General features: G+C 57.7%; 25 protein-coding genes and 1 pseudogene. 9 read left to right on the forward strand and 17 right to left on the reverse strand.

All coding sequences use genetic code 11. The features are described from left to right. Positions 1-699 precede the first annotated feature (699 nt). The 6 genes from EIO64_RS12530 (at position 700) to EIO64_RS12555 (ending at position 7,278) form a co-directional block, all read left to right on the forward strand. A complete protein-coding gene (locus EIO64_RS12530) occupies positions 700-1,071 on the forward strand; it encodes a hypothetical protein (protein WP_119310500.1) in 372 nt (123 codons plus the stop codon). Next, entirely contained in the window at positions 1,049-3,265 is a 2,217-nt protein-coding gene (gene recD2, locus EIO64_RS12535) for an SF1B family DNA helicase RecD2 (RefSeq protein ID WP_119310501.1), read from the forward strand. The genes EIO64_RS12530 and recD2 overlap by 23 nt, the downstream gene beginning before the upstream one ends. 358 nt (positions 3,266-3,623) lie before the next feature. Further along, positions 3,624-3,872: a helix-turn-helix domain-containing protein gene (locus tag EIO64_RS12540; protein ID WP_025545758.1), complete on the forward strand. Its 249-nt coding sequence runs from the start codon at positions 3,624-3,626 to the stop codon at positions 3,870-3,872. Continuing rightward, entirely contained in the window at positions 3,869-4,543 is a 675-nt protein-coding gene (locus EIO64_RS12545; RefSeq protein ID WP_119310502.1) for a ComF family protein, read from the forward strand. The genes EIO64_RS12540 and EIO64_RS12545 overlap by 4 nt, the downstream gene beginning before the upstream one ends. Before the next feature lie 130 nt (positions 4,544-4,673). Then, on the forward strand, positions 4,674-5,699 hold the full coding sequence (gene mreB / locus EIO64_RS12550) for a rod shape-determining protein (RefSeq protein WP_021748489.1): 1,026 nt from the start codon (positions 4,674-4,676) through the stop codon (positions 5,697-5,699). A 175-nt stretch (positions 5,700-5,874) separates the two neighbouring features. Beyond that, positions 5,875-7,278, forward strand: a complete 1,404-nt coding sequence (locus tag EIO64_RS12555; RefSeq protein ID WP_021748488.1) for a GNAT family N-acetyltransferase — start codon at positions 5,875-5,877, stop codon at positions 7,276-7,278. Positions 7,279-7,321: 43 nt separating this feature from the next. Here EIO64_RS12555 and EIO64_RS12560 read toward each other — a convergent pair whose 3' ends face one another. From EIO64_RS12560 to EIO64_RS12600, 9 genes and pseudogenes are all read right to left on the reverse strand, one after another. Further along, a complete protein-coding gene (locus EIO64_RS12560) occupies positions 7,322-7,531 on the reverse strand; it encodes a hypothetical protein (protein ID WP_021748487.1) in 210 nt (69 codons plus the stop codon). Continuing rightward, a complete protein-coding gene (cdd, locus tag EIO64_RS12565) occupies positions 7,528-7,920 on the reverse strand; it encodes a cytidine deaminase (RefSeq protein WP_021748486.1) in 393 nt (130 codons plus the stop codon). Before cdd ends, EIO64_RS12560 begins: the two co-directional genes overlap by 4 nt. Before the next feature lie 27 nt (positions 7,921-7,947). Then, positions 7,948-8,292, reverse strand: a complete 345-nt coding sequence (locus EIO64_RS12570) for a hypothetical protein (RefSeq protein WP_025545243.1) — start codon at positions 8,290-8,292, stop codon at positions 7,948-7,950. A gap of 15 nt (positions 8,293-8,307) precedes the next feature. Then, positions 8,308-9,546, reverse strand: coding sequence for a polysaccharide deacetylase family protein (locus EIO64_RS12575; RefSeq protein ID WP_119310505.1), 1,239 nt, complete (start codon positions 9,544-9,546; stop codon positions 8,308-8,310). Positions 9,547-9,852: 306 nt separating this feature from the next. After that, a complete protein-coding gene (gene spoVAE / locus EIO64_RS12580) occupies positions 9,853-10,209 on the reverse strand; it encodes a stage V sporulation protein AE (protein WP_021748483.1) in 357 nt (118 codons plus the stop codon). 118 nt (positions 10,210-10,327) lie between these two features. Next, positions 10,328-12,051: pseudogene (locus tag EIO64_RS12585) on the reverse strand (ammonium transporter). Between the two features lie 217 nt (positions 12,052-12,268). Then, positions 12,269-13,288 (reverse strand): stage V sporulation protein AD, encoded by a 1,020-nt coding sequence (gene spoVAD, locus EIO64_RS12590; RefSeq protein ID WP_021748480.1) that lies wholly within the window; start codon positions 13,286-13,288, stop codon positions 12,269-12,271. A gap of 95 nt (positions 13,289-13,383) precedes the next feature. Then, positions 13,384-13,779, reverse strand: a complete 396-nt coding sequence (locus EIO64_RS12595) for a hypothetical protein (protein ID WP_119310507.1) — start codon at positions 13,777-13,779, stop codon at positions 13,384-13,386. Positions 13,780-13,855: 76 nt separating this feature from the next. Next, entirely contained in the window at positions 13,856-14,320 is a 465-nt protein-coding gene (locus EIO64_RS12600; RefSeq protein ID WP_119310508.1) for a hypothetical protein, read from the reverse strand. 173 nt (positions 14,321-14,493) lie between these two features. On the opposite strand from EIO64_RS12600, the gene EIO64_RS12605 reads away from it, so the two are divergent. Together EIO64_RS12605 and EIO64_RS12610 are read left to right on the forward strand one after the other, a co-directional pair. Next, positions 14,494-15,105, forward strand: coding sequence for a hypothetical protein (locus EIO64_RS12605; RefSeq protein ID WP_021748477.1), 612 nt, complete (start codon positions 14,494-14,496; stop codon positions 15,103-15,105). 145 nt (positions 15,106-15,250) lie between these two features. Next, the gene (locus EIO64_RS12610; protein ID WP_174232990.1) at positions 15,251-16,417 is read left to right on the forward strand and encodes a cation diffusion facilitator family transporter; all 1,167 of its coding nucleotides are present in this window, start codon (positions 15,251-15,253) and stop codon (positions 16,415-16,417) included. A gap of 49 nt (positions 16,418-16,466) precedes the next feature. On the opposite strand, the gene EIO64_RS12615 is transcribed toward EIO64_RS12610, so the two are convergent. The 5 genes from EIO64_RS12615 to EIO64_RS12635 all read right to left on the reverse strand — a co-directional run bounded on the left by EIO64_RS12615 (position 16,467) and on the right by EIO64_RS12635 (position 21,592). Beyond that, entirely contained in the window at positions 16,467-17,447 is a 981-nt protein-coding gene (locus EIO64_RS12615; RefSeq protein ID WP_025544950.1) for a putative ABC transporter permease, read from the reverse strand. Between the two features lie 301 nt (positions 17,448-17,748). Further along, positions 17,749-18,960 (reverse strand): tyrosine-type recombinase/integrase, encoded by a 1,212-nt coding sequence (locus EIO64_RS12620; RefSeq protein ID WP_015518835.1) that lies wholly within the window; start codon positions 18,958-18,960, stop codon positions 17,749-17,751. A gap of 148 nt (positions 18,961-19,108) precedes the next feature. Further along, on the reverse strand, positions 19,109-20,326 hold the full coding sequence (locus EIO64_RS12625; protein WP_055224659.1) for a tyrosine-type recombinase/integrase: 1,218 nt from the start codon (positions 20,324-20,326) through the stop codon (positions 19,109-19,111). 84 nt (positions 20,327-20,410) lie between these two features. Continuing rightward, on the reverse strand, positions 20,411-20,641 hold the full coding sequence (locus EIO64_RS12630; protein WP_008728422.1) for a helix-turn-helix domain-containing protein: 231 nt from the start codon (positions 20,639-20,641) through the stop codon (positions 20,411-20,413). A 537-nt stretch (positions 20,642-21,178) separates the two neighbouring features. Continuing rightward, on the reverse strand, positions 21,179-21,592 hold the full coding sequence (locus EIO64_RS12635) for a sigma-70 family RNA polymerase sigma factor (protein WP_118083533.1): 414 nt from the start codon (positions 21,590-21,592) through the stop codon (positions 21,179-21,181). A gap of 218 nt (positions 21,593-21,810) precedes the next feature. Here EIO64_RS12635 and EIO64_RS12645 point away from each other — a divergent pair, with 218 nt between their 5' ends. Beyond that, entirely contained in the window at positions 21,811-21,972 is a 162-nt protein-coding gene (locus EIO64_RS12645) for a hypothetical protein (RefSeq protein WP_015529866.1), read from the forward strand. Positions 21,973-22,078: 106 nt separating this feature from the next. Here the strand turns inward: EIO64_RS12645 and EIO64_RS12650 are convergent, their stop codons facing one another. Genes EIO64_RS12650 through EIO64_RS12660 form a run of 3 tightly spaced genes read right to left on the reverse strand, consistent with a single transcriptional unit; the run spans position 22,079 to position 25,990 of the window. After that, entirely contained in the window at positions 22,079-22,447 is a 369-nt protein-coding gene (locus EIO64_RS12650) for a metal-dependent transcriptional regulator (RefSeq protein ID WP_015518831.1), read from the reverse strand. A 17-nt stretch (positions 22,448-22,464) separates the two neighbouring features. Then, positions 22,465-24,216: an ABC transporter ATP-binding protein gene (locus tag EIO64_RS12655; RefSeq protein WP_136891447.1), complete on the reverse strand. Its 1,752-nt coding sequence runs from the start codon at positions 24,214-24,216 to the stop codon at positions 22,465-22,467. Beyond that, the gene (locus EIO64_RS12660; RefSeq protein ID WP_044907619.1) at positions 24,209-25,990 is read right to left on the reverse strand and encodes an ABC transporter ATP-binding protein; all 1,782 of its coding nucleotides are present in this window, start codon (positions 25,988-25,990) and stop codon (positions 24,209-24,211) included. Before EIO64_RS12660 ends, EIO64_RS12655 begins: the two co-directional genes overlap by 8 nt. Positions 25,991-26,034: the final 44 nt, after the last annotated feature.

Consider the following 26,034-nt stretch of genomic DNA (forward strand, 5'->3'; position numbering starts at 1 on the left):
CCGTCGCGGCGGCCTCGGGGATCTCTGCTCCCGCAGGGGGCTTGTCCGGCGGGATGCGCCCCCCATTCTCTTTTTGGTTGCGCCAAAAAGAGAATGCGCCGCGCCCGGTGGAAGAGAAAAAGCGCTTCGGCGGGGCGGTCTGCGCCAGCGCAGACCTCCTGCCGCCGGCGGGGGATGGTTGGCACTCCCTTGCAGAAGTCAGGGACGGAAACGCACCGCCCTTGGGGAATCCTTAGGCCCGGGGAGGTTCAGGGATACCCCTGCTTCGCTTTCCGCTGCCGCTCACGCTTCCGCGGAGAACCAGCCAGCGCGTAGCGACGCGGAACGCGCGAAAAGAGAAGCTGGTCAAATGCGATCTTGCACCCCGACGACCTCCGCACCATCCGCCACGGGTCGGCAGTTGGGGGAACCGCAGAAGACCTAAGCGTGCCCGAAGGCTAGGCAAAATCGGAGCAGGCACCGGTACGCCGACCCCCGTCAGCGCGGAGGGCCACTGCACCGGAGCGCGTCCAAGCGGCCTTTTCTTTTGGACCGTGCACGGCCCGTTTTCTTTTCGGCAAGACCGAAAAGAAAATGGGGGTGCATTGCCCAGCTATCATCATAGCTGCCATTCCGCGTCCAATGGGACGCACCCCAAACACTCCCGCCCCGGAACACCGAATCTGCCCCGTTGCATACACTATCCCGAGGTGATTTGGGATGACATTGCTGCAAGACGGTTTGATCGCGTTCTTCTCCGCGGTGGGCGTGACCACCCTGGTGTGGATCGTGGCAGGGGCCTTTTTCCGGGCGGGGCGGCCGGCGGTGCCGGGGCTGCTGCTGGTGCTGCCCCTGCGGGGAGAGGCCCTGGCCATGGAGGCGGACGTGCGGGAGCTGCGGCGCCTGCGGGGGCGCCTGCCCGGGGCCAGAATCGTGCTGGCGGACTGTGGGCTAACCCGGGACGCCCGGGCGCTGGCGGCCTATCTGGCGGACCGGGATCCGGGGGTGGCGCTGACGGACGGCGCTGTGATCCGTCTGGACGAAAACGAGCATACGAAAGAGGAAGAGCATGGAAGAGCTGGTCACCTGTGAGGGAACGGTACATAGCATCATTTTTCAAAATGCCGAGAACGGCTATACGGTCCTGCGCCTCCTGACGGAGGAGGGTGAGGTGATTACGGTGGTGGGCTGTATCCCCTGCGTGGCGCCGGGAGAGCACCTGGCGGTCTCCGGCGTGCCGGAGACCCACCCCCAGCACGGGGAACAGCTCCGGGCGGTGGAGCTGGAGCGGAGCCTGCCGGAGGACGAGGAGGAGATCTTCAGCTATCTCTCCTCAGGCATCTGCAAGGGGGTGGGCCCCGCCACCGCGCGGCGGATTGTGGAGCGGTTCGGGGCGGAGACCCTGGACGTTCTGGAGCGGGAGCCGGAGCGCCTGACCACGCTCAAAGGCGTCACCGCCCGCAAGGCCCAGGAGATCGCGGAGAGCTTCCGCCAGCACATGGGCCTGCGGCGGCTGATGGCCTTTCTGGCCCAGTACCAGCTGCCTCCTGTCCTGGCTATGGAGCTGCGGCGGCAGTACGGCGACGCGGCGCTGGAGAAGGTGCGGGAGAATCCCTACCTCCTCTCCGGCGAGGCGTGCGGGGTGGAGTTCTCCGTCACCGACGGGATCGCCATGGGCATGGGGCTGGCTGCGGACAGCGACCAGCGGCTCCAGGCGGCGGTGACCTTTGAGCTGAGCCACAATGAAAACAACGGCCACGTGTTCCTGCCCCGGAACAAGCTGATCTCCGCCACGACCCAGCTGCTGGACAGCGGGGCGGAGCTGGTGGAGCAGGCTCTGGACAGCCTCATTGAACGGGGCGCGGTGGTCCAGGAACAGGTGGCCCATGTGGAGGCCTGCTACCTCCGGCGGCTGTGGGAGGCGGAGTGTTCCGCCTGCATCCGCCTGGCGGGGCTGCTGGCTGCGGATACAGACCGCAGTGCCCAGGCGGGCCGGGCGGTGGACGAGCTGGAGGCCCAGCAGGGCATCACCTATGCGCCCCTGCAGCGGCAGGCGGTGGAGCTGGCCGCCCGGACGGGGGTGCTGGTCCTCACGGGAGGCCCCGGCACCGGCAAGACCACCACAGTCCGGGGCATCGTGGCCCTGTTCCGGCGGATGGGCCTGGAGATCGTCCTGGCGGCCCCCACCGGGCGGGCGGCCAAGCGCATGAGCGAGCTGACCGGCATGGAGGCCCAGACGGTCCACCGGATGCTGGGGATGAGCTGGAACGACGTCACCCATCAGGTGACGTTCCAAAAGACGGAAAAGGAGCCGCTGGAGGCGGACGCGGTGATCGTGGATGAGATGTCCATGGTGGACCTGGCGCTGTTTTCCGCTCTGCTGCGGGCCCTGCGGCCCGGCACCCGGCTGGTGCTGGTGGGGGATGCGGACCAGCTGCCCTCCGTGGGGGCGGGAAACGTGTTCTCCGACCTGATCCGCAGCGGCAGGGTGGAGACGGTGTTCCTCCGGGAGGTGTTCCGCCAGGCGGAGCAGTCGGCCATCATCCGCAACGCCCACGCGGTGAACCTGGGCCAGCCGCCCCAGCTGGCCAACAACCAGGGAGACTTCTTCTTCCTCTGCCGCCGGGATGGGGAGCGGACCCTCTCCACGGTGGTGGAGCTGTGCAAAACCCGGCTGCCGGACCACATGGGCATCCCGGCGGACCAGATCCAGGTGCTGACGCCCACCCGGAAGGGGCCCAGCGGCACGGAGAATCTGAACCGCTGTCTTCAGGCGGCGCTGAACCCGCCGGCGGCGGACAAACGGGAGATCCAGTGGGGAGAGCGGCTGTTCCGCACCGGAGACCGGATCATGCAGACGAAAAACAACTACAACGTGGTATGGGAAAAGGCGGACGGCACCGTGGGCACCGGCATGTTCAACGGAGACGTGGGAAGGATCGTGGAGATCGACCCGTCCGGAGAGCTGCTGGTGGTGAACTTTGATGACCGGATCGCCACGTACACGCTGGATATGCTCAATGAGATCGATCTGGCCTATGCCATGACGGTCCACAAGGCCCAGGGCAGCGAGTACCAGTGCGTGGTGCTGGCGGCCATGCCGGCAGCGCCGTCCCTGATGGTGCGGGGAGTGCTGTACACGGCCCTGACCCGTGCAAGAGAGCTTCTGATCGTGGTGGGGGACGACGCGGCCATCCGGGCCATGGCGGCCAACGACCGTCAGCAGCGGCGGTATTCCGGCCTCCGGTGGAGGCTGGCACATTTTGCGGATCCGGCGGAGAGATAAAGGCCGCCAGGTTTGCTGCCGGTGGAGGATGGGGTGCGTCCCATTGGACGCGGGACGGGCAGTTATGCTGCTGGCTGGGCAGATACACCCCCGTTTCCCTTTTGGAAAGACAAAAGAGAAACGGGGGCTGTATCCCTGCTGGACCAGCCCCTGCGGGAGCAGACACCCCGAGGCCGCCATCCGGCGTCCCCTGCGTATCCGCCCAGCCGTCATGGCTGAGTTTTGCAGATGGAAACTGACGCCAACGGTTTCATAGAACAGGCGTGCAACACGGACCCATATGGGTCCCATTTTTTTACCTTTCCTCCATAGAATAAAGCAAAATCGGACCGAAACAGGTCCTGTTGCGGAGGCGTCTATGGAGGAGCAGAAGATCAAGCAGGACATCCGGATTGGAGCCAATATTCGGCGGATCCGAAAAAATCGAGGCATCAAGCCCATGGCACTGGTCCGCCTGCTCCAGCTGGAGGGCGTGGAAATCACCCGGGAATCGCTGGTGAAGATTGAACGAGGGGCTCAGCATATCAAGGCTTCCCAGCTCCGGGGTATCCGTGACGCTTTGCATACCACGTATGACGAACTGCTGGCGGAGGCAGAGAAACGATGAGCCTGCTGTCCGCCCTCCTGGACCTCATCTTCCCAGCCAAGTGCCCCTTCTGCGGCCGTGTTTTGGACAGACCGGGCATCTGTGACACCTGTCGCGGGGAGCTTCCCTGGACGGAGGGAGCCGACGCCCTGCGCCGGGGGCCCGGCGGCTTTCTCTGCGCGGCGCCTCTGTGGTACCAGGGCCTGGCCCGAGAGGGGCTCCACCGCTTCAAGTTCCGGGGGATGTCCTCTGCTGCGGCGCCCCTGGGAGAGCTGATCGCCGGGTGCGCGGCGGAGCACTTCTCCGGAGCGTTCGACACGGTGACCTGGGTACCTGTCAGCCCCAGGCGCCTGCGTCAGCGGGGGTATGACCAGGCCCGCCTGCTGGCGGAGAGCGCCTGCCGCCTGTGGGAGACGAAGCCGCTGCCGCTGCTGCGCAAGACCGTCCACAACCCCGCCCAGTCGGGACTGAAGGAAGCTGCCGCCCGCCGGGCCAATGTGCTGGGGGTCTATGAGGCGGTGGACCCGGAGCGGATCTCGGGGCATCGTATCCTGCTGGTGGACGACATCTGCACCACCGGCGCCACCTTGGCAGAGTGCGCCCGGGTGCTGCGGGAGGCCGGAGCGGCAGACGTGGTCTGCGCCGCAGCGGCCTTGACGCCGCTGGAGAGGGACAGCGGGAAAAAGGCCTGAATCGGTGGAAATTGTTCACAAATTAGTGTTGCATTCCCAGGAAACTGCCAGTATAATAAAGACTGTATGATTGTTCGCGGGAAAACCGCTTATACTATAAGACAGAAAGATCAAATGAGGTGGAGTCAGTATGTCCATGACGAAGGATATCGGTATCGATCTGGGTACCGCGTCGGTTTTGGTATATGTAAAGGGGAAGGGAATCGTCCTGAACGAGCCGTCCGTGGTGGCCATGGACAAGACAACCGGCAAGCTGCTGAAGGTGGGCGCAGAGGCTCAGGCCATGCTGGGCCGGACCCCCGGCAACATCATCGCCATCCGCCCCCTGCGGGAGGGCGTCATCTCCGACTACGACATGACGGAGCGGATGCTGCGGGAGTTTATCCACAAGGTGGCGGGCGTGTCCTTCTTCAAGCCCCGGGTCATCATCTGCGTGCCCTCCGGCATTACGGAGGTCGAGGAGCGCGCCGTCATCGACGCGGGCATCCAAGCTGGCGCCCGGAAGGTCTACCTCATTGAAGAACCGGTGGCCGCAGCCATCGGCGCTGGCATCGACATCACCCAGCCCGACGGTCACATGGTGGTGGACATCGGCGGCGGCACCGCGGACATCGCTGTCATCTCCCTGTCCGGCGTGGTGGAGAGCGCCTCCATCAAGATCGCCGGCGACCAGCTGAACGAGGCCGTGGTCAAGTACATGCGCCGCAAGCACAACCTGCTGGTGGGCGAGCGCACCGCTGAGGAGATGAAGAAGCAGATCGGCTGTGTCTTCCCCAAGGACGAGGAGGAGACCATGGACGTGAAGGGCCGCTGCCTGCTGACCGGCCTGCCCAAGGTGGTCACCGTCAGCTCCACGGAGATGATGGATGCCTTTGAGGAGCCGGTGGAGCGGATCATGGAGGCCATCCACTCCGTACTGGAGCGGACGCCGCCGGAGCTGGTGGCGGACATCTCCACCAACGGCATCGTCATGACGGGCGGCGGCAGCCTGGTCTCCGGCTTTGATAAGCTGGTGACGGCCCGGACCGGCATTCACACAGTGATTGCCGACGACGCTATCAGCTGTGTGGCGCTGGGCACCGGCAAGAGTCTGGACTCCCTGAACGCCATGCAGGACGGCACGATGAATCTCAGCCGCCGCAAGCAGATGAACTGATGTGTGACGCAGCGGCCGCGGGCTGGCACCCGCGGCCGTTTTCTCCGCTGACAGCCCGGAGAGCTGTTGCGAAAACGACTGCACCCCTGCGGAGCGGGGCATATACTTTGCGGGAAGAGTAGGAAACGGCACAGGCATATCCCGTGCTTTACGATCAAGGACAAGGAATGAAAGTATGCTAGAGTTCAAACCAGTGACAAAGCAGGAGGCCCCCCGCCTCCGGCGGTATTACCAGACCTGTGAGTTCGGCCTGTGTGAGTATTCCGTGGGCACCAAGCTCATGTGGAAGGCCGCGCTCCACCCGGCCTGGGCGGAGATTGCCGGATGCCTGGTGGTCCGCAATGAGATCGACGGCCAGGTAGTCTTCGACTACCCGGTTCCCGGCCCGGAGGGGGACGAGGATGCGGCCCTGGAGGCCATTGAGAACGACTGTCTGGAGCGGGGTATCCCCCCGGTGATCTCTGTGGTGCCGGAGTGCAGGGCCGCCAAGCTGCTGGGCCGGTATCCCTATGTGCGGGTCAGCGATGTGCGGACCTGGCGGGACTACGTCTATTACCGGGAGGATTTGCAGTTCTTCGCCGGGCGGCGGTACTCCGGCCAGCGGAACCACATCAACAAGTTCCGGTCCAAGTGGCCGGATGCGCAGTTCCGCCCCCTGACGGCGGCGGACGCACCGGTGATCGAGCAGTTCTGGCAGGACTATGAGGCGGAGTTCCCCAAGGACAGCAACGCCAAGGCCAAAAATGAGCTGGAGCTGGCCAAAAAGATGCTGAAGATGACCGGCAAGCCCTACTTTTTCACCGGCGGCATGTTTGACGGGGAGAAGCTGATCGCCCTGTCCCTGGCGGAAAAGTGTGGGGACACCCTGATCATCCACATTGAAAAGGCCCTCTACTCCTATACCGGTGTATATCCTGCGCTGGTCCAGGCATTCGCCGACGCCTTTGGCGATGGCTGCCAGTGGATCAACCGGGAGGATGACGCGGCGGACAAGGGCCTCAGGACTTCCAAGCTCCAGTACGGCCCGGCCAGGCTGGCGCCCAAGTACCGGTTCGATCCCCAGAATGAGCTGCTGAACCACGTGCAGGCCATTCCGGAGCTGAAGACGGAGCGGCTGACCCTCTCCGCCCTGACAGAGGCGGATATCCCCGCCTACAACGCCCTGGTGCTGGACGCCGACCGGAACCGCTGGTGGGGCTATGACGATGTGGGCGGCCTGGGCGGCCGGGTGGAGGAGCGGAGCTTCTTCGACGTGGCGAAACGGGATTTTGAAAACCGGCAGGCGGTGAACTTTGCCGTCCGGCTGGATGGGAAGCTCATCGGCGAGGCGGTGCTGTACCGGTTCGACTGCCGGGGCGGCGCGGAGCTGGGCTGCCGGATTGACAAGGCATACGCCGGAAACGGATACGGCACCGAGGCCTTCGCTGCTGTGGCGGAGTGGGGCCTGTACAAAATCCATCTGAGCCGGGTGGTGGCCAAGTGTTACAAGGAGAACCAGGCGTCCTACAAGATGTTGTCGGCCTGTATGCGGAAGAAGGGGGAGGACGACACCTTCTTCTACTTTGAAAAGCTGGTATAAAGCCCATGCCGCCGGTGCCTCAGCACCGGCGGCATGTTTTGATTCAGATGTGCAGATCCGACCGGCGGCAGAAACCGCCTGGGAGAAGGCCCAGCTCCGCGGCCTTGGTGGCTGGGATCCGGCGGGAGAGGCGCTTTCCGGTCCGGTCCTCTGCCAGCACCCACATCTGGGACTCGGCCAGGACCTCCCCGCAGCAAAAGTCCACCGGCTCCAGTTTCAGGATGCGCAGCGCCCCTTCGGCGGGAGCCGTCACTGCAGGTACTCCGGGCCAAAGCTGTGGGGCAGCAGTTCTTCCAGGGTGAAGGTCCGCTCCTCTCCGGCGCCGTTGAGACAGATGATCTCGATGTTGGGGGCAAACTCCCGCAGCACCTGGCGGCACACGCCGCAGGGGACGCAGAGCTCACGGCTCCGCCCGGCGATCACGATGCGGACAAAGTCCCGGTGCCCCTCGCTGACGGCTTTGGCCACCGCGGTCCGCTCGGCGCAGATGGTGGGACCGAAGGAGGCGTTCTCGATGTTGCAGCCGGTGAACACCGTACCGTCGCTGCACTCCAGGGCGGCGCCCACGGGGAAGTGGGAATAGGGGATGTAGGCCCGGTCCAGCATGGCGACGGCCGCGGCCTTCAGTTCTTCACGGGTCATGGAAATACACTCCTTTGCAAGATGCGCTCAACTGACGGCCGGAAGCGACACCCAGCTCACCGGCAGAGCATTCAGGTCGGTGTCCGTGCTGGTGGTGGCCGGGATATCATACTGGACGATCACCCAGCCGCCCAGGGTGGGGGCATCATAAATGTCCCCGAACAGGCCGGACAGGCCGCCGCCCGGCTTTCCCCAGGCGTCCAGAATGTCCTGGCGGCAAAAACCGGACAGGGCCTCAGCGGCTTCATCATTCGTCATGCCCTCGATCTCAGTCAGGGAGGGAACCTCCTGTTCTGCTTTCCCGGAGCCGCAGGCCGTCAGCCCGGCCACCAGAAGGATGGACAGCAGAAACAAATAGACACACCTTTTCACGGTGGCTCTCCCCCCTTACGCCCAGTCGATCTCCCGCTGGGGACGAACCGTTACATCCATGATATCCTTTGCGTCGTAAAATTGCAAGTACCGGTCTCTGGAATGGCGCAGGGTGGTGCCGTCCGGGTGGAGCCGGTCGCAGATGACGGCGCAGAGATCCTTCTTGATATAGCTGAAGCTCTCAATGCCCACGGAGGCAAAGACTCGGAAGCCCTGGCTCTGGAGGTATTGGAACACCGGGCCGGTGTTCTGCCAGTCGTTGCCGTCGGGCCGCTCCCCGTGAGGGTAAAACAGGATGGTAGTGGGACCCACCAGGCTGCCCACCTCGTCAAACCATCGCTGGGTGTCCGCCTGGATGGATTCCAGGCTCTTGGTGCCCAGGCGGATGTGCCCCCAGGTGTGACTGCCGAAGGTCCAGCCGGTGCGCTTGAGCTCTGCGATAATAGGCTTCACCGCCTCGATCTCCTTCTGGCGGTTGGCCTCCCGCTCCGCGGTCCACTCCACATCCTGATCCGTCTGGGTGCGGTAGCCCAGGATGCCCTGATATCCCGTCAGGCTCAGGCAGCCCTTGGCGCCGAAGGGGGAGAAGTCCAGGTGCTCTTCCACAAACTTGTCCAGGATGGGGATGGCGTCCAGGTCCCGGGAGGTCACCTCATTGCCCTGGGGGTCCTTGCCCCAGGAGGCGATCTTGCCATCCTCCCCGATCACCAGCTTGTAGGTGAAGCCATTGGCAAGCATATATTCATAGTAGTTGGTGTCGTCGTAGGAGAGGATCAGGGGCTTTTTGCCCTCCGGCAGGTAGAGGGTGTTCCGAACCATCTTAGGCTGACCGTCCTCGCCGGTGGTCTCGCTCCACACATCGCCGATGTCCACCAGCACGTAGCCCTTGTCATAGACACTCTGGAGGATTTTGTTGTACTCATCCACCGTCACCATGTAATCGTCAATGCCGTTGGCCTGGGCGTCTCCGTCAAAGGCCAGCTCCGGATAGGCCACCACTGGATGGAAGAACAGGTGCTCCACGATGCCGTCATAGGCCGCGTAGGTGACACCGTCCCGAACGCCGCCCTCCGGCATGACCGTGGGGTCTGAAATCTCATAGGGTTCCGGCTCCGGCAACTCCGGGGCCTCCTCTTCCGGAGTCGGGTCTCCGGCGGCATTTTGAGCGGAGCCGCCAGCGGAGGCTCCCTGCCCGCAGGCAGCCAGGGAGAGCAGCATCAGCGCGGCAAGCAGCAGTGCGGTAAAACGGCGCATGATCGGATGTTCCTTTCTGTCGATTTTTGTCGGTGACCATAGTATAGCAGGAAACCGGACAGGAAAGAACAACAAAAAAATGACAAAATAAGAACAGGGCGGCAACGGTTGCCCTGAGACCGCAAAAAAGTGGCTGCAGCCACTCTTTTAGAGCTGCAGACCCAGCGCGCAAAACCTGCCCGCCATAGGAGACGGACAGGTCTTGCACAGATGGGGCGGGAAGTGGTTTCGGCCGTGCGCAGGAGGCGGCTGAACCCAGAATTTGATGCGCCTGCGGGCACGAATGCCGCGGCGGCCCCGGTTCCCTTACCGCTTGTCCCCCGGCCGGAAGATGGCCGCCATGAGCACGCCCGCCACCACGGCGGCCGTGACGCCCCCCGCCGCAGCGGTGAGCCCGCCGGTGAAGATGCCGATCCAGCCATCGGAGGCCACCGCCTCCCGGACGCCCTTGGCCAGCGTGTGGCCGAAGCCTGTCAGGGGGACCGTGGCCCCGGCGCCGCCCCACTGGGCCAGGGGCTCATACAGCCCCAGGGCACTGAGCAGCACGCCCACTACCACGTATCCGGTGAGAATGCGGGCGGGGGTCAGCTGAGTCTTGTCGATGATGATCTGTCCCACGGCGCACAGGATACCGCCGCAGAGAAACGCGTTGAGATATTCCATGAGATGTCTCCCCCTCTTTTCATAAGAGCAGTGTGCCCGGTTCCGGCGGGATTATGCAGTGCGGCCCGGAGACACAGATCTCCGGGCCGTGATGAAACCATGGGGCGAAAAGAGATGTTTATTCCGCATCCTGGAGTGCGCCGTATCCCTCTTCTCCGGTTCGGACTTTGATGACGTTCTCCACGTCGTAGATAAAGATCTTGCCGTCGCCGATATGGCCGGTGTACAGAACTTTTTTGGCGGTCTCTACCACCAGGCGCACAGGCAGCCTGCACACCACAATGGACACTTGAATGCTGGGCAGCATAGTGGCCTCCACCCTGGCCCCCCGGAAGTAGCCCTCGGTCTTGCCCCGCTGTTCGCCGCAGCCCATGACGTTGATGGCAGTCATGCCGGTGATGCCGATGTCGAACATGGCCCGCTTCAGGGCATCGAACCGCTCCATCTTGCAGAGAATGTCTACCTTGGTCATCTTGACGCCGGGGGAAGCGGATACCGCATCTGCCGGGGCAGTGACCACCTCCACCGGCACCGCCTCCTGCACCGGGACCGGCGCGGCGGCCGGGGCGGCAGGATTCAGTACAGCAGCGCCGTCTGGGGTATCGTCATAGGCAAAGGCAAAGCCGCCATAGGCGGTGGGCAGGCCGTGCTCGGTGATGTCCAGTCCCTTGACCTCCTCCTCGGGTGAAACCCGCAGACCGATGGTATGCTTGAGCACCTGGAACACAATGGTAATGGTGACAATGGTCCAGACCGCCGTGGCCGCTACACCCAGGCACTGAACGCCGAAGAAATGGAAGCCGCCGCCGTAGAACACACCGCCGTCCACTGCCAGCAGTCCGGTGAGCAAGGTACCTGCGGCCCCACAGACGCCATGGACAGAGATGGCGCCCACCGGGTCGTCAATCTTCAGCACAGAGTCAAAGAAGTTCACGGAGATAGGCAGCAGCAGGCCGGCTGCGATGCCGATGATGGCGGCGCCGCCGATGGAAACCGCATCACATCCGGCGGTGACGGCCACCAGTCCCGCCAGGGCGGCATTCATCGTCATGCCCACATCTGGCTTTTTATAGCGGAGCCAGGTGTACAGCATGGTGACGCAGCAGGCGACGGCAGCAGACATATTGGTGTTGACGAAGATCAGCCCCGCGGAGACCAGGGTGTTGTCTCCGGTCATGGAGACGGTAGAGGCCCCATTGAACCCAAACCAGCAGAACCACAGGATGAACACACCGAGGGCACCGAGAGAGAGGCTGTGGCCCAGGATGGCCCGGGGTTTGCCGTCCTTGTCGTATTTGCCCAGTCGGGGGCCGAGGATGGCGGCGCCGATACAGGCACAGATGCCACCCACCATGTGGACCGCCGTGGAGCCGGCAAAGTCGTGGAAGCCCAGATCACTGAGCCAGCCGCCGCCCCAGATCCAGTGGCCGGAGATGGGATAGATGAAGGCAGAAATGCAGAAGGAATAGATACAGTAGGAGAGGAATTTTGTTCGCTCCGCCATGGCGCCGGAGACGATGGTGGCGGATGTGGCGCAGAAAACGGTTTGGAAGATCAGATAGGCGAACAGGGGCACGCCCTCCGGCAGGATGGCGGAGTAGTCCCCTGGACCATAGGGTCCAGGCCGCCGATCAGGGCCCCGCCGCTGGCGAACATCAGGCCGAAGCCCAGCAGCCAGTAGACCGGCGTGCCGATGCAGAAGTCCATGAGATTTTTCATGAGGATGTTGCCTGTGTTCTTGGCCCGGGTGAAGCCGGCCTCGCACATGGCGAAGCCCGCCTGCATCAAAAAGACCAGCGCCGCGCCTAGCAGGACCCAGATGGTGTTGACTGATGAATACATCGTGTTCCCTCCTAAATCACCACGGGCGGCGGCCGCGCGTCACGCCGCGCCTTGGAACAAATACAGGCAAGGGCGTCTGTGAGATGGTCTCACAGGCGCCCTTGCCTTTGATGGAGAACACTTTACCACGGTAGACGGACAGCGTCAAGACACGTTCTTCACAAGAAATCTGCTGAATCCGCCAAAAATTTATCCGAAATTTATATAGGTTGACCAATTACTCCCGGACGGCGCTCAGGCGCACGGCGTGGCAGATGGAGGGGATGGACTCCCCCTGGCCAGAAGAGGTGGGGGAGAGCAGCGCCCCGGTGGGGGCGAAGAGAATGGTCTTCCACTTGCCCTCCCGCATCTTGCGCAGGAGATAGCCGTTGAGCACGGAGGCAGAGCAGCCGCAGCCGGAGGCTCCGGCGTGCATATCCTGGTGCTTCCGGTCATACAGCAGCAGGCCGCAGTCCTGGAACTGGGGGCCCATGTCCACACCGTCCCGCTGGAAGAAGTCCCGGACGATGGCGTGGCCCAGCTCTCCCAGGTCACCGGTGAGGATCAGGTCGAAGTCCGCGGGCTTGTACCCGGTGTCCCGGAAGAAGGCGGAAAGGGTGTCGTAGGCTGCGGGGGCCATGGCGGCGCCCATGTTGTTGGCGTCCGTAATGCCCTTGTCCACGATCCGGCCGCAGGTGACGTGGGTGACGTAGGGGCCGGGGCCGTCGCTGCCCAGGATGGTGCAGCCAGCCGCAGTGGTCGTCCACTGGGCGGTGGGCGTCCGCTGGCTGCCGTAGGGCACCGGCATCCGGTACTGCCGCTCGGCGGTGCAGAAGTGGGAGGAGGTCAGGGCGGCGGCCCGGTCGGCGTAGCCGCCATCGATCAGCAGGGACGCCAGGCTCAGGCTCTCTCCCATGGTGGAGCAGGCACCGTAGAGCCCGTAGAAGGGCACCCGGAAGTCCCGCAGGCCGAAGGAGGAGCCGATACACTGGTTCAACAGATCTCCGGCCAGGATATAGTCCAGGTCCTCCGGCGTCAGCTCCGCCTTCTCCAGCGCTCGCTGAAGGACCGTCTTCTGCATGGCGGACTCTGCTTTCTCCCAGGTCTTTTCCCCGAAGAAGGAGTCGTTGCTGATCTCGTCAAAAAAGTCCGCCAGGGGGCCCTGGCCCTCGAATTTCCCCCCAATATTGGAAAAGGAGAGGACGGAGGGGGGATGGGCCAGGGCCACGGTCTGGCGGCCCAGACGCTTGTCATTCATGATGCGCCACCTCGCAATTGAAGAAAGTTTTCGTAGCTAGATTGTCCCAAAGAGGCAAAAATATGAGGCCCGGCGGAAGCCGGACCTCTGAAAGGTCATTCCTGTTCATATCGAAACGGCAGGCCACAGGCGTAGCAGGAATGCCGATTGCCCTTCTGGCGGCGGCCGCAGCGGGGACAGGCGATGACCTCATCTGTCCGGGCGGGAAAGACGGCGGGGGCGGCAGGCGGGCTTTCAACTCGGGTGCCAGCAGGTGTGCCAGATCCGCTCTCCAAAACAGCCAGGCGCGCCTTTAATGTGGCGATCTCCTGATCCTGGGCGCGGTCACGTCCTACGGCGTCCGCACGGATACGGGCGATGTCCGGCAGCAGGAGCACTGCCAGCAGACCGATCAGCTGCCCCAACAGGCACAACAGGAAGCTGAACCAGAAGGAGTAGCCCTTTTCCCGGCCATAACGGCCACAGAAGAAGCTGATGACTGCCCAGGCCATGACGATCAGGAGGGAGAGATCGAGGCGTCGTTCGCATCAAGGTTCAGCGCAGCAAACATAGCGGCACCTCCTGTACTTATTCATGTTCATATTGAAACGGCAGGCCACAGGCGTAGCAGGAATCCCGATTGCCCTTCTGGTGGCGGCCACACCGGGGGCAGGCGATGACCTCCTCCGTCCGGGCGGGAAAGACGGCAGGGGCGTCCGGCGGACGCTTGGGGGGCGCTGCTTGAGCATCCGCTGCCGGGGCGGCAGGCTCCGGGGCGGGCGTTGGTTCCAAAGCCTGCTCCAGTTCGGCCATCCGTTGGCGTAGAGAGGACAGCTCCTGCTTCAGATGGTCGGACTCGTACTGCTCCTGCATCCGATCTGGTAGAAGAATCAGAATAAGCAAGCAAATGAGCCTGCCAAAAAAGCCCAGCAGGATACACAATGCAGTGGAATACCCTTTTTGGCGGCCCACAATGGCACACATAGCGGCAAACAGCAGGCCGATCAAAAAGGAGATGAGCATTGCAGAGGACACGGACAGCAGATGATACATACAGCTCCCTCCTTTTGCCCCATCATAGCACAGAAAAAACGACTTGAACAGACCTGTTTTCAGAGAAAACGGGCAGTTAGCCTCTGCTAATGTTCAAAAAACTCTGTACAACTGTTCCGCGTGGTGGTATAATCTTCATCTAATGGAAACATCCCGGTCAGGAGGCGCATACCATGAAAGAAGAGATGCGGACATTTGGATACCTCTGCCCCCAGTGCGGCAAAACCGTCATGGGGACCCGATCTGTCTTTGCGCTGGAGGCATCCAACGCCGAGGTGGAGTGCGCCTGCGGCAAGTCTGCCCTGAAGGTGGAGTTCGACGGGACAGAGTACCACATCTACGTCCCCTGCGGCATCTGCGGGGAGACCCATGAGGCCCACTGCCCGCCGGAGCGGGTGCTCCGGGGCGCCACCGCCCTGGGCTGCGCCAAGACGCGGCAATTCTGCTGCTTTATCGGCCCGGAGGGGACGGTGGAGAAAAACCTGCGGGATCTGGCGGTGCTGGCGGAGAAGGAGCACCAGCAGCAGGAGGACGGCGAAGAGGCATTTGTGGACAACGTCATCATGTACGAGATCCTGTCTGAGCTGAAGGATATCGCCGCCCGGCCGGATGGAATCACCTGCGCCTGCGGCAGCGGACGGTACGGTATGGAGATCCGCCGCAGCGCCGTGGATCTCATCTGCCGGGACTGCGGGGCCAAGCTTCGGATCCCGGCCGCCACGGACCGGGACTTGGACGATCTCTGCTGCCACATGAAGCTGGTGATCCCCGGAAAGCGGAACTGATCCGCTCCACCGGTCCGGCCATGGGACGGAAAAGCGCACCCTGGCCCAAAACCACGCCGCCGCAGGGCGGCTTTTTCCTGGCCGGAGATGCCCGGCTGGATATAGACACCGGGGCCGCGGCCCCATGGAAAGGAAGGAACCTGCTTTGATCTCACTGCTGGCGCGGCTGTTTATCAAACCGGACCCGGCCCGGGAAGAGCCGGAGACCCGCAGGGCCTACGGCGTCCTCTGCGGGATTGTGGGCATCTGCCTGAACGTGCTGCTGTTCGCCGGAAAGTTTCTGGCGGGCACCCTCTCCGGGTCCATCGCCATCACGGCGGACGCCTTCAACAACCTGTCGGACGCCGGGTCCTCCTTCGTGACACTGGTGGGGTTTCAGCTGGCGGGGCAGAAGCCGGACTCCGAACACCCCTTCGGCCACGGGAGGATGGAGTACGTCTCCGGCCTGGCGGTATCGGTCCTGATCCTGCTGATGGGCCTGGAGCTGGGGAAGACGTCCATTGAGAAGATCCTGCATCCGGAACCGGTGGACTCCAGCCCGCTGATCTTTGCGATCCTCTGCGCGTCCATTCTGGTGAAGCTGTATATGTTCCTCTACAACCGGCGGCTGGGGAAGAAGCTGGCCTCTCCCGCCATGGAGGCCACCGCCATGGACTCCCTCAGCGACAGTGTGGCCACCGCCGCGGTGCTGATCGCCACGCTGGTGGGCCGTTTCACGGGCCTGGAGATCGACGGCTGGTGCGGCGTGCTGGTGGCGGCCTTTATTCTCTGGTCCGGCATCAATGCGGTGCGGGACACGCTGGACCCCCTGCTGGGCACGCCGCCCACCCATGAGTTCGTCCAGCGCATCCGGGATCTGGTGATGGCCCACAGCACCATTCTAGGCATCCACGATCTGATCGTCCACGACTACGGCCCCGGCCGGGTGATGATCTCCCTCCACGCGGAGGTGCCCGCCAACGAGGACGTGCTGGCCCTCCACGATGAGATCGACAACGTGGAGAAGGAGCTGCGGGAGAAGCTGGGTTGCGACGCAGTGATCCACATGGACCCGGTGGTGACGGACGACGGCGTCACCGAGGAGACCCGGCGGCGGGTCCAGACCCTGATCCACTGCATCGACGACGCCATCGACATCCACGATTTCCGCATGGTAGCGGGACCCACCCATACGAACCTGATCTTCGACGCGGTGGTGCCCTTCGGCTTCCGCCTCACGGACCAGGAGGTGGAGCAGAAAATCCGCAGCGCCGTGCGGGCGCTGGACGGCAATTACTACGCCGTGGTGAACGTGGAGCGGTCCTATACGTAAGAGAAAGCAGAGCGGCGGGCGCATAGCGCCCGCCGCTCTGCTGCGCCGATCAGGCTGGATTCGTGCCGAATTCCATATTGGCGTAAATGCGCTCCATGCGGCTGTCTGGGAAATGCTCGTCAAAAAACACATCCACGGCGGAGACGGGGGTCTCTCCGCGGACCCGCTCGGACCAGCGGTCCACTGCCAGCAGGCTCATGGCGCAGTCGAAGACCATGAAAATGGTGAGGACCCAGGTGAGGACCTTGCCGAACCGGTTGGGGATCTTCAAAATCACCTGAGCGACCCGGGGATAGAGGCTTTTGATCCACAGGACGCCCAGAATGCCCCAGAACAAAGAGTAGAGCAGGCAGATCCGGCCGTCGAGGTTGAAGGGCATCCGACTGTAATCCCAGGAAGTGGAGCCGAAGAGAGTCTCCTGCCCCCAGGAGAGCAGGTACTCAATGACACTGCCCACCACAGCTCCGCCGAAAAAGGAGATGGAGGAGCTGCGGTTGCGATAGCGGTACAGGGCCAGGGTCATCACCACTGCGCCGATACCGTAGACAGGGTTGAAGGGACCGTAAACCAGGCCGGAGCGGCTTTCGATATACCCGTTGCGGAAGAGGCACCACAGGATCTCCACCACCACGCCCGCAAAGCTGCCGGCGATGCAGATCAAAGCGACCTTGTAAAAGTTGACGCCGGAGGCAAAGCTATCTGCCTGCTCCTCCTCCAGGTCGATAACGGAGTTGGCGGGGGCACGGCGGAAGAGGCCCTTGCGCTGGGAGCTCTCCTGCCCCTCCCGCAGGCGGGTGGTGAGCTCGTCGGCCTTGTCGGAGGCCCACTGATGGGCCTGACGCAGGCAGGAGGAGGCATCCTCCAGCATCTCCACCTCCCGGGTCACGTCGCTTCGCAGGGCGGCTTGCTCCTCCGGAGAGAGGCTTTGCTGGTCGGCCAGCTGTTCGTAATACTCCTCATACTGAACTTCCAGCGCCTTTTCCGCACGCAGGACGTCCTGACTGCAATCCAATAGATCCTTTGTCTGCATAAAAACCTCCTGTCGAAATTTGCCGTTGTGGGATATAGTAGCACACGGAGGGCGTGAAGGCAAGTGCCGCTCCGTTGTGCAGGGGCTGCAGGAGTACAAGAAAAAATCCCGCCACATTGCTGTGGCGGGATTTTTGAAAGTGCAATCGAAGAATCAGCGCTTGGAGAACTGGGGAGCCCGACGGGCGGCCTTGAGGCCGTATTGCGCGAGTTTTTGAGCTGTTTTTCCTTGATATTCCGGGCTTTTCCGGCTTTCTGCTTCTCAGTTATCCGGTGTGCGGACCATAAAAAACGGCCTTTTTTCATTCAGCGATAGCCTGATGAAACGCACCATTTACTACCCCAAACAACTCCTCTGGTTTATTATACTTCACTTTTGCATAGATGTCCATAGTTGTTTTGCTGTTTTCGTGTCCGGCAAGGTATTGTACTGTCTTTGGATCAACGCCCGCATAGAGAAGATTGGTGATGTAAGTGTGCCGCAGCTGATGAGGTGTCACATCAAAGTCCAGCGTATATTTGATTTGGGGTTGATTCTTCTGGGTCATACCCAGCGTTGGAGTAACCGTATATTTGATACTCTCCCCATTTACATACTTATAATAGTTCCGGGGCTTAGTGGAGCGGACAACGACATACTGCCACACTCTTTGGAACTGCGAGGCAGCCAGTGGCTCTCCTTTGCTGTCAGCGATCACATAATCTGATATGGAATTTTCTTTCGTTTCTCTCAGACAGTCCACCAAACACTTCGGTATCGGAATATCCCTTTTTGCTGCCGGAGTCTTTAGCACCGTAGAAACCACGGGTCTGTTATGCTCTGTACGCCATGCCCGCCTCACCGATAGATAAGGTGTATCCTCGTCCAGAAACACACAATCCCATTGCAGTGCAAGAATTTCTTCCCGACGCAGACCGGAATACAAACCGAGCATAATAAACAAATATGGAGGAAGCCCCTTGACTGTATCCAGAAGCACGGCTACCTGCTGATCTGTCAATGCCTCCTTCTTTTTTGTCGGTTTTCCGCCTTTACCGGATATTCCCGCACAGGGATTGTGTTCAAGAATTTGGTTTCTCTCTGCCGCATAAAAAATGCACTTGAGCAGCATATTGACCTTATTGTATAAGCCTTCCGATTTCTTTGACAATGGAACAAGAGCCAGCCGAATATCGTCAGCAGTCACTTCTTCCATATACATCTCTCCCAGAGGTTTGATGATATAGTTTGTCATATCCCTCGTATAACCTCTGAGTGTAGACGCAGACACCTTTGCCGACTGCATCAGCAGCCACTTCTCTCCATACTCAGCTACTGTCGGGTGCTGCCGGTGAAAGATAATTTCTTCCACCTTCTTCCGGGCCTCTAACTGCTTCTCATACAATTCTTCACAAGTAGCGGCATACAAACTCAACTCTTTGCCATCTGCATCCGTAATCCTGGTTCTGTAATACTGAATTCCTTTCAATGTAATGGTCCCATACTTCGGGATCTGTGTTTTCTTTTTTGCCATCTTTGATCGTCCTTTCTTGATAATGTGTAGTCTCCGTATCTACACTCTCTTTTTATCAGAAAGCCTCGATTTAATCAAAGATACGGCTGATGTAAAACAAAGAGCGAGACATCCTTGCCTCGCTCCTGCTTTACTTCCTATTTTATTATTACTGTGCTGCGTCCCAGCTTGCAAACGCGCAACTCATTGATCTGACCAGCTCATCTGGTCTGTTGTACTTAACCTTTGCATAAATGTCCATGGTAATCTTGCTGCTTTCATGGCCTGCCAGGTATTGAACCGTTTTGGGATCTACCGATGCATGAATGAGATTGGTAATGTAAGTATGCCGCAGCTGATGGGGTGTTACTTCAAAGTCCAGACTGTAAACCACTTTTCCGTTATGAGCAGCCTTTTCCCCCAAGACAGGTGTGACAGTATGCTTTACTCTTTTTCCATCTTCATACCGATAATAGCTCCGCTCCTTGACCGTCCTCGTAACAATATACTGCCAAAGTCGCTTAAACTGCGTGTAGGACAGCGGTTCGCCGTCCCGGTTTGAAACCACATACTCCGAAGTCGATGTTTCCTTTGCTGCTTTCAAACACTCAGCCAAGCAAACAGGAAGAGGGATATTTCTCTCCGCAGCCTTGGTTTTCAATTCGTCTGAGATTACCGGTCTGTTGTGTTCTGTGTGCCATGCCCGCCTTACCGTCAGATATGGAGTATCCGTATCCAGATATACTGAATCCCATTGCAGAGCAAGAATTTCTTCCCGGCGCAGCCCTGCATATAAACCAATCATGACAAAGACATAAGGCGGCAAATCTCGGATAGCATCCAAAAGGCGTGCTGCCTGTTCATCTGTCAAAGCCTGACGATCCTCTTGTGGAACACCGCCACCTTTTGTCGTGAGATAAATCGTCGGGTTATGGTCAATGATCCTGCTTTCCATCGCTGCGCGAAAGATAGATTTGTAAAGGATTACCACAGATTTATAAACCGATGCAGATTTCTTGGAAACCGGAACAAGGGCAAGCTGAATATCATCCAGGCTAACCTCACCCATCCGTTTATCTCCCAATTCCGCTATAATATGCCGCCTGACCTTTGAGGTGTAATCCGTCAAAGTAGTAGCTCGTACATGAACCGACTGCATCAGCAGCCACTTTTCACAATACTCTGCAACTGTGGGCGTTTTCCGATGAAAAGTGGCATTCTCAATCTGTTCCAACGCAAGCGTTTCTTTGTTGTATAGTTCTTCAGGTGTTTTTGCGTAGATAGCTACGAGCTTACCATTCGTGTCTTTGATTCTGGTCCTATAATATAGGACACCTCTTTTCATAACTGTGCCATATTGAGGAAGCATTATTTTCCTATTTGCCAATTCCTCCACCTCCTAAGAATATACTCCAGCGCTGTATCTATGTTTTATCAGACCATTATGATTTCGACAAGGATACGGACCGGCTCACACTCCAGCTCTGCGAGGTTTACGATATGTTGCGTTCTTTTCTGCTGGCTTTGCTCTGTGGGTGCATTTTGCGATATACTCCTGAAGGCCCGCCGAGGTAAAGTACACACAGCCATTCTGCACATATTGCACATAAGAAATAAGGCCATTGTTACGGGCCGCGTCCAGCGTTGCAATGCTGATACCCAAAATTTCTGCTGCTTCTTTTCGCGTAATAAGTTTTTCCATAAAGCATATTTCCTCCAATCCGTCAAGTTTGTCATCGTGTTTGTTCAAAATCACATGAATACGCTGGCAGCCGAAACCACCAGCGCATGGTATCTGATTTTGAACAGAAAGCGGCAAACGCTTCCTATTTATATTTCTCAGCTTTCGTCACATTTGCCACGCCCCCTGACGATGGGAACACAATAGGTCTCCGCTGGCGCGGATGTCATAACTCCGCAGCATCGTTCGTAACGTGTGCCGCAGGGTTCCCCCCAAGTCTTTGGCGGGCCGTGAGGAAGTATCTTTAAGCCCCCATGTAGTCATCGCGCCAAATCTGCCACCATTCTTTTATGAAATCGTAGATCGCTCCGAAGCAGTGCTTTCATCACCTCCCTGACTGCTCCATCCTCGCGGCGTTTCATATTCGCTCATACATGGGTTTATGTACCTGTTGTGCTGTCTATTCGATTGTCAATGTGCAGATGAAGGAGGAAAACTTGTCCTTCTTATTAACACTGACAAAAAAGGCAAAAAACAGGCGCATCAAATGAAACTTTATCAAAAATATTTTCCGAGCTGCTTTAAGCCACGGCGGATACTGTCTCGAACACGGCTTGGGTCTACACCTTCTACTTCGGCAATTTCATTTACCGTCATTCCCAGATAGTATCGGGCATAAATTCGCTTTGCCTGTTTCTCCGGCAGCTTCATCACAGCGGCATAGACCTGCTCCTGAAACTGTTTTTCCTCCAGAAGCATCTCCGGTGTCTGGGGCTTCATCAGAATCGCATTTTCAATGCCGTTGTCGCAGTCCAGGGAGTAGTACGCCTTATAGCGATACATCCTCCGGTCATAAGCAGCTTCCGCACGTTCAGCTGCTCGAATAGTCTCCATTACTTCCTCTGTCACATCTACAAAAAAGTCTGTTGGATAAACATCAGGATAAAGTTCCCGAAGGTTAATTTTCTTCATTATGTACCTCCATTTCGATTCACGGGTGATTGACGGGTGAATCGAATGGAGGCGGGGACCGACACCGGCAGACAACCGGATCATCTCCGAAAAAAAGGCAACAAAAAACGCCAGATTTCCGCAATGGGAAACTGGCGCACCAAGAACAGTCATTATTATGCTGAATCACATGGAACGATAATGCCGATGCAATGCTATACTTGCCCGGAGGAGGGGCAATGCTTTTTTTAATTGATGTAGATCATGGGAGCTTTGAAAAAGCAAAAGAGACACGGCAAATTAACCTCCAAGCGGCTACCGTGTCCCTGCAAGTCGTCATTAGTTTGTGTAAACGCAAAGAAACGGCGGCTCTGAAATTGTCCTTCAAAACCGCCGATTGAGTTCAAACCTTAAAATAGCGCACGAAATTATCTGCCCCAGTCAACGGTTTTTTTCTTTCCCCGGACGGGGCAGATAACTTATTATGCAGAGCGGAGCCGATGTGCGCTAATCGGTTCCTTGTACTTTCTCCTTCAGCTTTCGGAAAGATGTATCACTGATGGCGTGTTCAATCCGGCAGGCGTCTTGTTCCGCTGTTTCCTGATCGACGCCAGCAGCGATAAACTGCTCCATAAAAAACAAATGGCGTTCATAGATTTTCTCGGCAATCTCCCGACCTATGACGGTCAGATGAAGGAACCCATCATCATCCACGGTCAGAAAACCTCCATTTTTCAAAACGCCTACCGCATGGCTGATACTCGGTTTGCTAAAGCCCATGTGCCGGGCAAGGTCAATGGAGCGGACCATGCCCATTTTCTTTTGTAGAACAAGGATAGCCTCCAGATAATCCTCCCCAGACGCATGAATCTTCATCAGTTCCTCCTTTATGCTTATTGTTGAATCCTCCACCCCTCAGCCTGTTCCCGAATCTTAATAAATTCCTGATAGGTTCCCCTTTGAGCCAGCAATTCCTTATGGGTTCCTTTCTGCACGACGGTTCCACCATCAATGACAAGAATTTGATCCGCATTTTCAATCGTCGCCAGTCTATGGGCAATCGTTATGATTGTTTTACCATGTGTCAGTGCGGAAATAGCCTCTTGAATCAAATGCTCATTCTCTGGGTCAATGCTGGCCGTGGCCTCATCCAAAATAACAATCGGCGCATCTTTCAGCATGGCTCTGGCAATCGAAATCCGCTGCTTTTCACCGCCGGAAAGAGAAGAACCGCCCTCCCCAATGACGGTATCATATCCATCTGGCAAGGCCATAATAAAGTCATGGCAGCGCGCTTCTTTTGCAGCGGCAATCATCTGTTCCTCCGAAGCGTCCGGGCTGCCGAATTTGATATTGTTACGGATTGTATCCCGGAACAGATATACATTCTGGAACACCATACTGATATTTTTTAGTAAGCTGTCACAGGTAAATTCTCGAATATCTGTTTCTCCTAAAGTGATTTTTCCGGCGTCAACATCATAAAAGCGTGCAATCAGGCTGCACAGGGTAGACTTGCCGCTCCCGGAGGGACCTACAATCGCTGTTGTGGTATTCTGCGGAATCGTGAAATTCACATCGTGCAATACAGTCCGTTTATCGTAACCAAAGGATACATCCTGAAAAGTAATGTCATACGAGGTCGGTGTAATATCTTTTCCGTCTTGGTCGATATATTCTGCATTTTCCAGAGCTTCCAGCTTATTCATAGCGGAATCTATAAGACCCAGCATGTGAGCCGCGTCGTTAATGTTTTCCACACTTCCAAAGATTACGAAAGAAAACAGAACAAACATCAGGAAATAAGCAAGACTCATTTGCCCGTTAAGTGTCTGCCATGCACAGATAAACACAATCCCCATAGATGCCAGTTTTAAGGAGAACAGATGCAAGCAGTTAAATGGCGTATAGCCTTTTTCTACTTTGATATGAATATTTTTCAAATCCGTATTTGCCTTGCGGAAACTTTCGATAGAAGCCCCTTCCTGTCCGAACGATTTAACGATGGACAGCCCGCGGATATATTCAATCGCAGAGCCAGACATATCCTCCATGGCCTGGTGCGTGATAGCAGCGGTCTTTTCACTATGCCTGCTGATACCATGTAAGGCCAATGAGGAAAAGGCAACGCCGACAACAGAAATCACTGCTGCGGCTGGACTCAGGAAAAGGAAACACAGGAGAATTGCAATAAACTTTGCATGTCCGTTGATGATGATGTCAACCATCTTCATTCCCTGCAATTCAAGTGTGGATAGCTCCGTGGTAACACCTGTCAGAATATCGCCCACGCTGTTTTTAGAAAAATATCCCAGAGGAACCCTTTTCAGCACATCGCCTAAATGGATTCGCTGCCCTGCGGCTACTTCATAACCAATGCTTTCCTGCAACACCGCCCGCAAATAAGAGAGTAGAAAGTTAAGCGCAATCGAGCCAACAATAATCCAAAGCGTCTGCCAGATCAGGGAGGATTCTATTGTGTTGCCTGCCCAATAAGCTGCGATTGCTTTATCAAGGGCATAAGCGGCAGCCATTGTAGGGATCGCCGTAGACAGGCTGCTGAAAAAGGAAAAAACAGAGCCAAGATAGAGGCGTCCCTTATATTTCTCCGCCCATTTAATGATCCGTTTCATAGACTTAAACATGAGCGGCCACCTCCTTCTTTTCACTCACAGACCAATTCTTCGCCCCGATGTGGGCTTTCCACATATCCGCATAAAGCGGACACCGCTTCAACAATTCTTTCTGCTTTCCGCAATCCACAATCCGGCCTTTTTTCAACACGACAATCTGATCTGCGTTCTGAATGGTGGAAAGGCGGTGGGCGATCACAAGAAGAGTTTTACCCTTTGATAACGCCATGATAGATTTCTGAATTTTATCTTCGTTCTGCGGGTCAGTAAATGCTGTCGCTTCATCCAAAATAACAATCGGGGCATTTTTGAGGATCGCCCTCGCAATCGCAATTCGCTGTTTTTCGCCGCCGGACAGCCTCTTTCCGGCATCACCGGCAGGGGTATCATATCCTTTGTCCAAACGCACAATAAATTCATCACAGCAGGCCGCTTTCGCCGCCGCATATACTTCTTCATCTGTGGCGTTTGGATTTCCAAGACGGATGTTTTCTTTCAGGGAGCAATTAAACAGGAAGTTATCCTGCGTCACAAAACTGACCAGTTCGGAAAGCTGGCGTATAGACAACTCTTTGATATTCTTCCCCCCAATGGTAATGTTGCCGCCTGTCACGTCCCAAAACCTTGCAATCAGACGGGCAATCGTTGATTTACCGCCGCCAGACGGTCCTACAAGTGCCGTAAAACTTCCCTCTGGCAATTCCAGGTTCACATCATGCAACACTTCATTTTGCTCGGAACCGTCATAGGAAAAGGTTACATGCTTCAACGCAATATCATTGTGAGGAATAGATACGATTTTCCCTGAATCCGGCAGTACAGGCAGGTTCAAAAGTTCATTTGCCGCCTCTACTGCATATTCCATAGACTTTGCTTCGTTAATGAAAGTGGTTGCTTTCATCAACGGTCCAACAATGCTGAGGGAAAGGATAATCCCCATTGCAAGCTCCGCAGGGGAGATACTTCCATTCTGCACCAGCAAAAGGCCGACAGGAAGAACCCCCAGGAGCGTTGTGGGCATAATCGCCATCATAAGGTTCATCGATTTCCATGTACTCTTAAACCATGCCAAGGTAAACTCTTTGAACGACTGGACAGCATTAACAAATTTTTCATAGGAGCTTGTGCTTTGGTTAAAGGCCTTTACAACCTCGATACCTTCCACATACTCGATAATAATACTGTTGACGTGGTTATTTGCCTCCATATAAGCGGCGTACTGGCTGTTATAGTTCCTCATAAGGAAAAACATAGGAATCATGGCCAGCACCGGAGCAATCAGAACCGCCAATCCCATGCGCCAGTCGATAACCAGCATCCAGATAAAAATTGCAACAGGGAGTAGGAGGTTAGAGGTCAATTCCGGGATCATGTGTGCCAAAGGCGGCTCTAAGTCCTCAACCTTATCCATGATGATATTTTTCAGATAGCCGATCCGCCGCCCCATCACTTCGCCAAGGGGAGCTTTCATCAGCCGGTCTGCAATTTTAAGCCGGATTCCTTCCAAAATGGTATAGGCTGAAATATGCGCCAGGATCGTAGAGATTCCATGGCAGGCAACCCGCAGCAGGTAGCCCGCTGCTCCAACCAGACACCAAATCAGAATGCCATTCAGGGTCACATTCTGATTGATAAATGCCAGCAGGATTTCATATACAGCCCAAAAAGGAATAAACCCTCCTGCAACGCTCAGAATGGCGCAGAATACCGAAAGAGCCATTTTCCCCTTGCATGGTGCAGCGAAGGAAAACAGAATTTTCACCCAATTATCTTTTTGCTGCTTCATTACAATCACCTTCCTTCTTTTTAGTCAGCAAAGAAAAAAGGATG

This window comes from Dysosmobacter welbionis, assembly GCF_005121165.3.
Lineage (GTDB): Bacteria > Bacillota > Clostridia > Oscillospirales > Oscillospiraceae > Oscillibacter > Oscillibacter welbionis.

Coding starts and splice junctions, on each gene's coding strand:
- recD2 (WP_119310501.1), top strand. CDS start 1,049: ATGGAAGAGCTGGTCACCTGTGAGGGAACGGTACATAGCATCATTTTT.
- EIO64_RS12595 (WP_119310507.1), bottom strand. CDS start 13,779: ATGGCCTGGGCAGTCATCAGCTTCTTCTGTGGCCGTTATGGCCGGGAA.
- EIO64_RS12655 (WP_136891447.1), bottom strand. CDS start 24,216: ATGTTTAAGTCTATGAAACGGATCATTAAATGGGCGGAGAAATATAAG.
- mreB (WP_021748489.1), top strand. CDS start 4,674: ATGTCCATGACGAAGGATATCGGTATCGATCTGGGTACCGCGTCGGTT.
- spoVAD (WP_021748480.1), bottom strand. CDS start 13,288: ATGAATGACAAGCGTCTGGGCCGCCAGACCGTGGCCCTGGCCCATCCC.
- spoVAE (WP_021748483.1), bottom strand. CDS start 10,209: ATGGAATATCTCAACGCGTTTCTCTGCGGCGGTATCCTGTGCGCCGTG.
- EIO64_RS12660 (WP_044907619.1), bottom strand. CDS start 25,990: ATGAAGCAGCAAAAAGATAATTGGGTGAAAATTCTGTTTTCCTTCGCT.
- EIO64_RS12575 (WP_119310505.1), bottom strand. CDS start 9,546: ATGCGCCGTTTTACCGCACTGCTGCTTGCCGCGCTGATGCTGCTCTCC.
- EIO64_RS12600 (WP_119310508.1), bottom strand. CDS start 14,320: ATGTATCATCTGCTGTCCGTGTCCTCTGCAATGCTCATCTCCTTTTTG.
- EIO64_RS12540 (WP_025545758.1), top strand. CDS start 3,624: ATGGAGGAGCAGAAGATCAAGCAGGACATCCGGATTGGAGCCAATATT.
- EIO64_RS12615 (WP_025544950.1), bottom strand. CDS start 17,447: ATGCAGACAAAGGATCTATTGGATTGCAGTCAGGACGTCCTGCGTGCG.
- EIO64_RS12605 (WP_021748477.1), top strand. CDS start 14,494: ATGAAAGAAGAGATGCGGACATTTGGATACCTCTGCCCCCAGTGCGGC.
- EIO64_RS12620 (WP_015518835.1), bottom strand. CDS start 18,960: ATGGCAAAAAAGAAAACACAGATCCCGAAGTATGGGACCATTACATTG.
- cdd (WP_021748486.1), bottom strand. CDS start 7,920: ATGACCCGTGAAGAACTGAAGGCCGCGGCCGTCGCCATGCTGGACCGG.
- EIO64_RS12545 (WP_119310502.1), top strand. CDS start 3,869: ATGAGCCTGCTGTCCGCCCTCCTGGACCTCATCTTCCCAGCCAAGTGC.
- EIO64_RS12630 (WP_008728422.1), bottom strand. CDS start 20,641: ATGGAAAAACTTATTACGCGAAAAGAAGCAGCAGAAATTTTGGGTATC.
- EIO64_RS12555 (WP_021748488.1), top strand. CDS start 5,875: ATGCTAGAGTTCAAACCAGTGACAAAGCAGGAGGCCCCCCGCCTCCGG.
- EIO64_RS12645 (WP_015529866.1), top strand. CDS start 21,811: ATGCTTTTTTTAATTGATGTAGATCATGGGAGCTTTGAAAAAGCAAAA.
- EIO64_RS12530 (WP_119310500.1), top strand. CDS start 700: ATGACATTGCTGCAAGACGGTTTGATCGCGTTCTTCTCCGCGGTGGGC.
- EIO64_RS12650 (WP_015518831.1), bottom strand. CDS start 22,447: ATGAAGATTCATGCGTCTGGGGAGGATTATCTGGAGGCTATCCTTGTT.
- EIO64_RS12635 (WP_118083533.1), bottom strand. CDS start 21,592: ATGAAGAAAATTAACCTTCGGGAACTTTATCCTGATGTTTATCCAACA.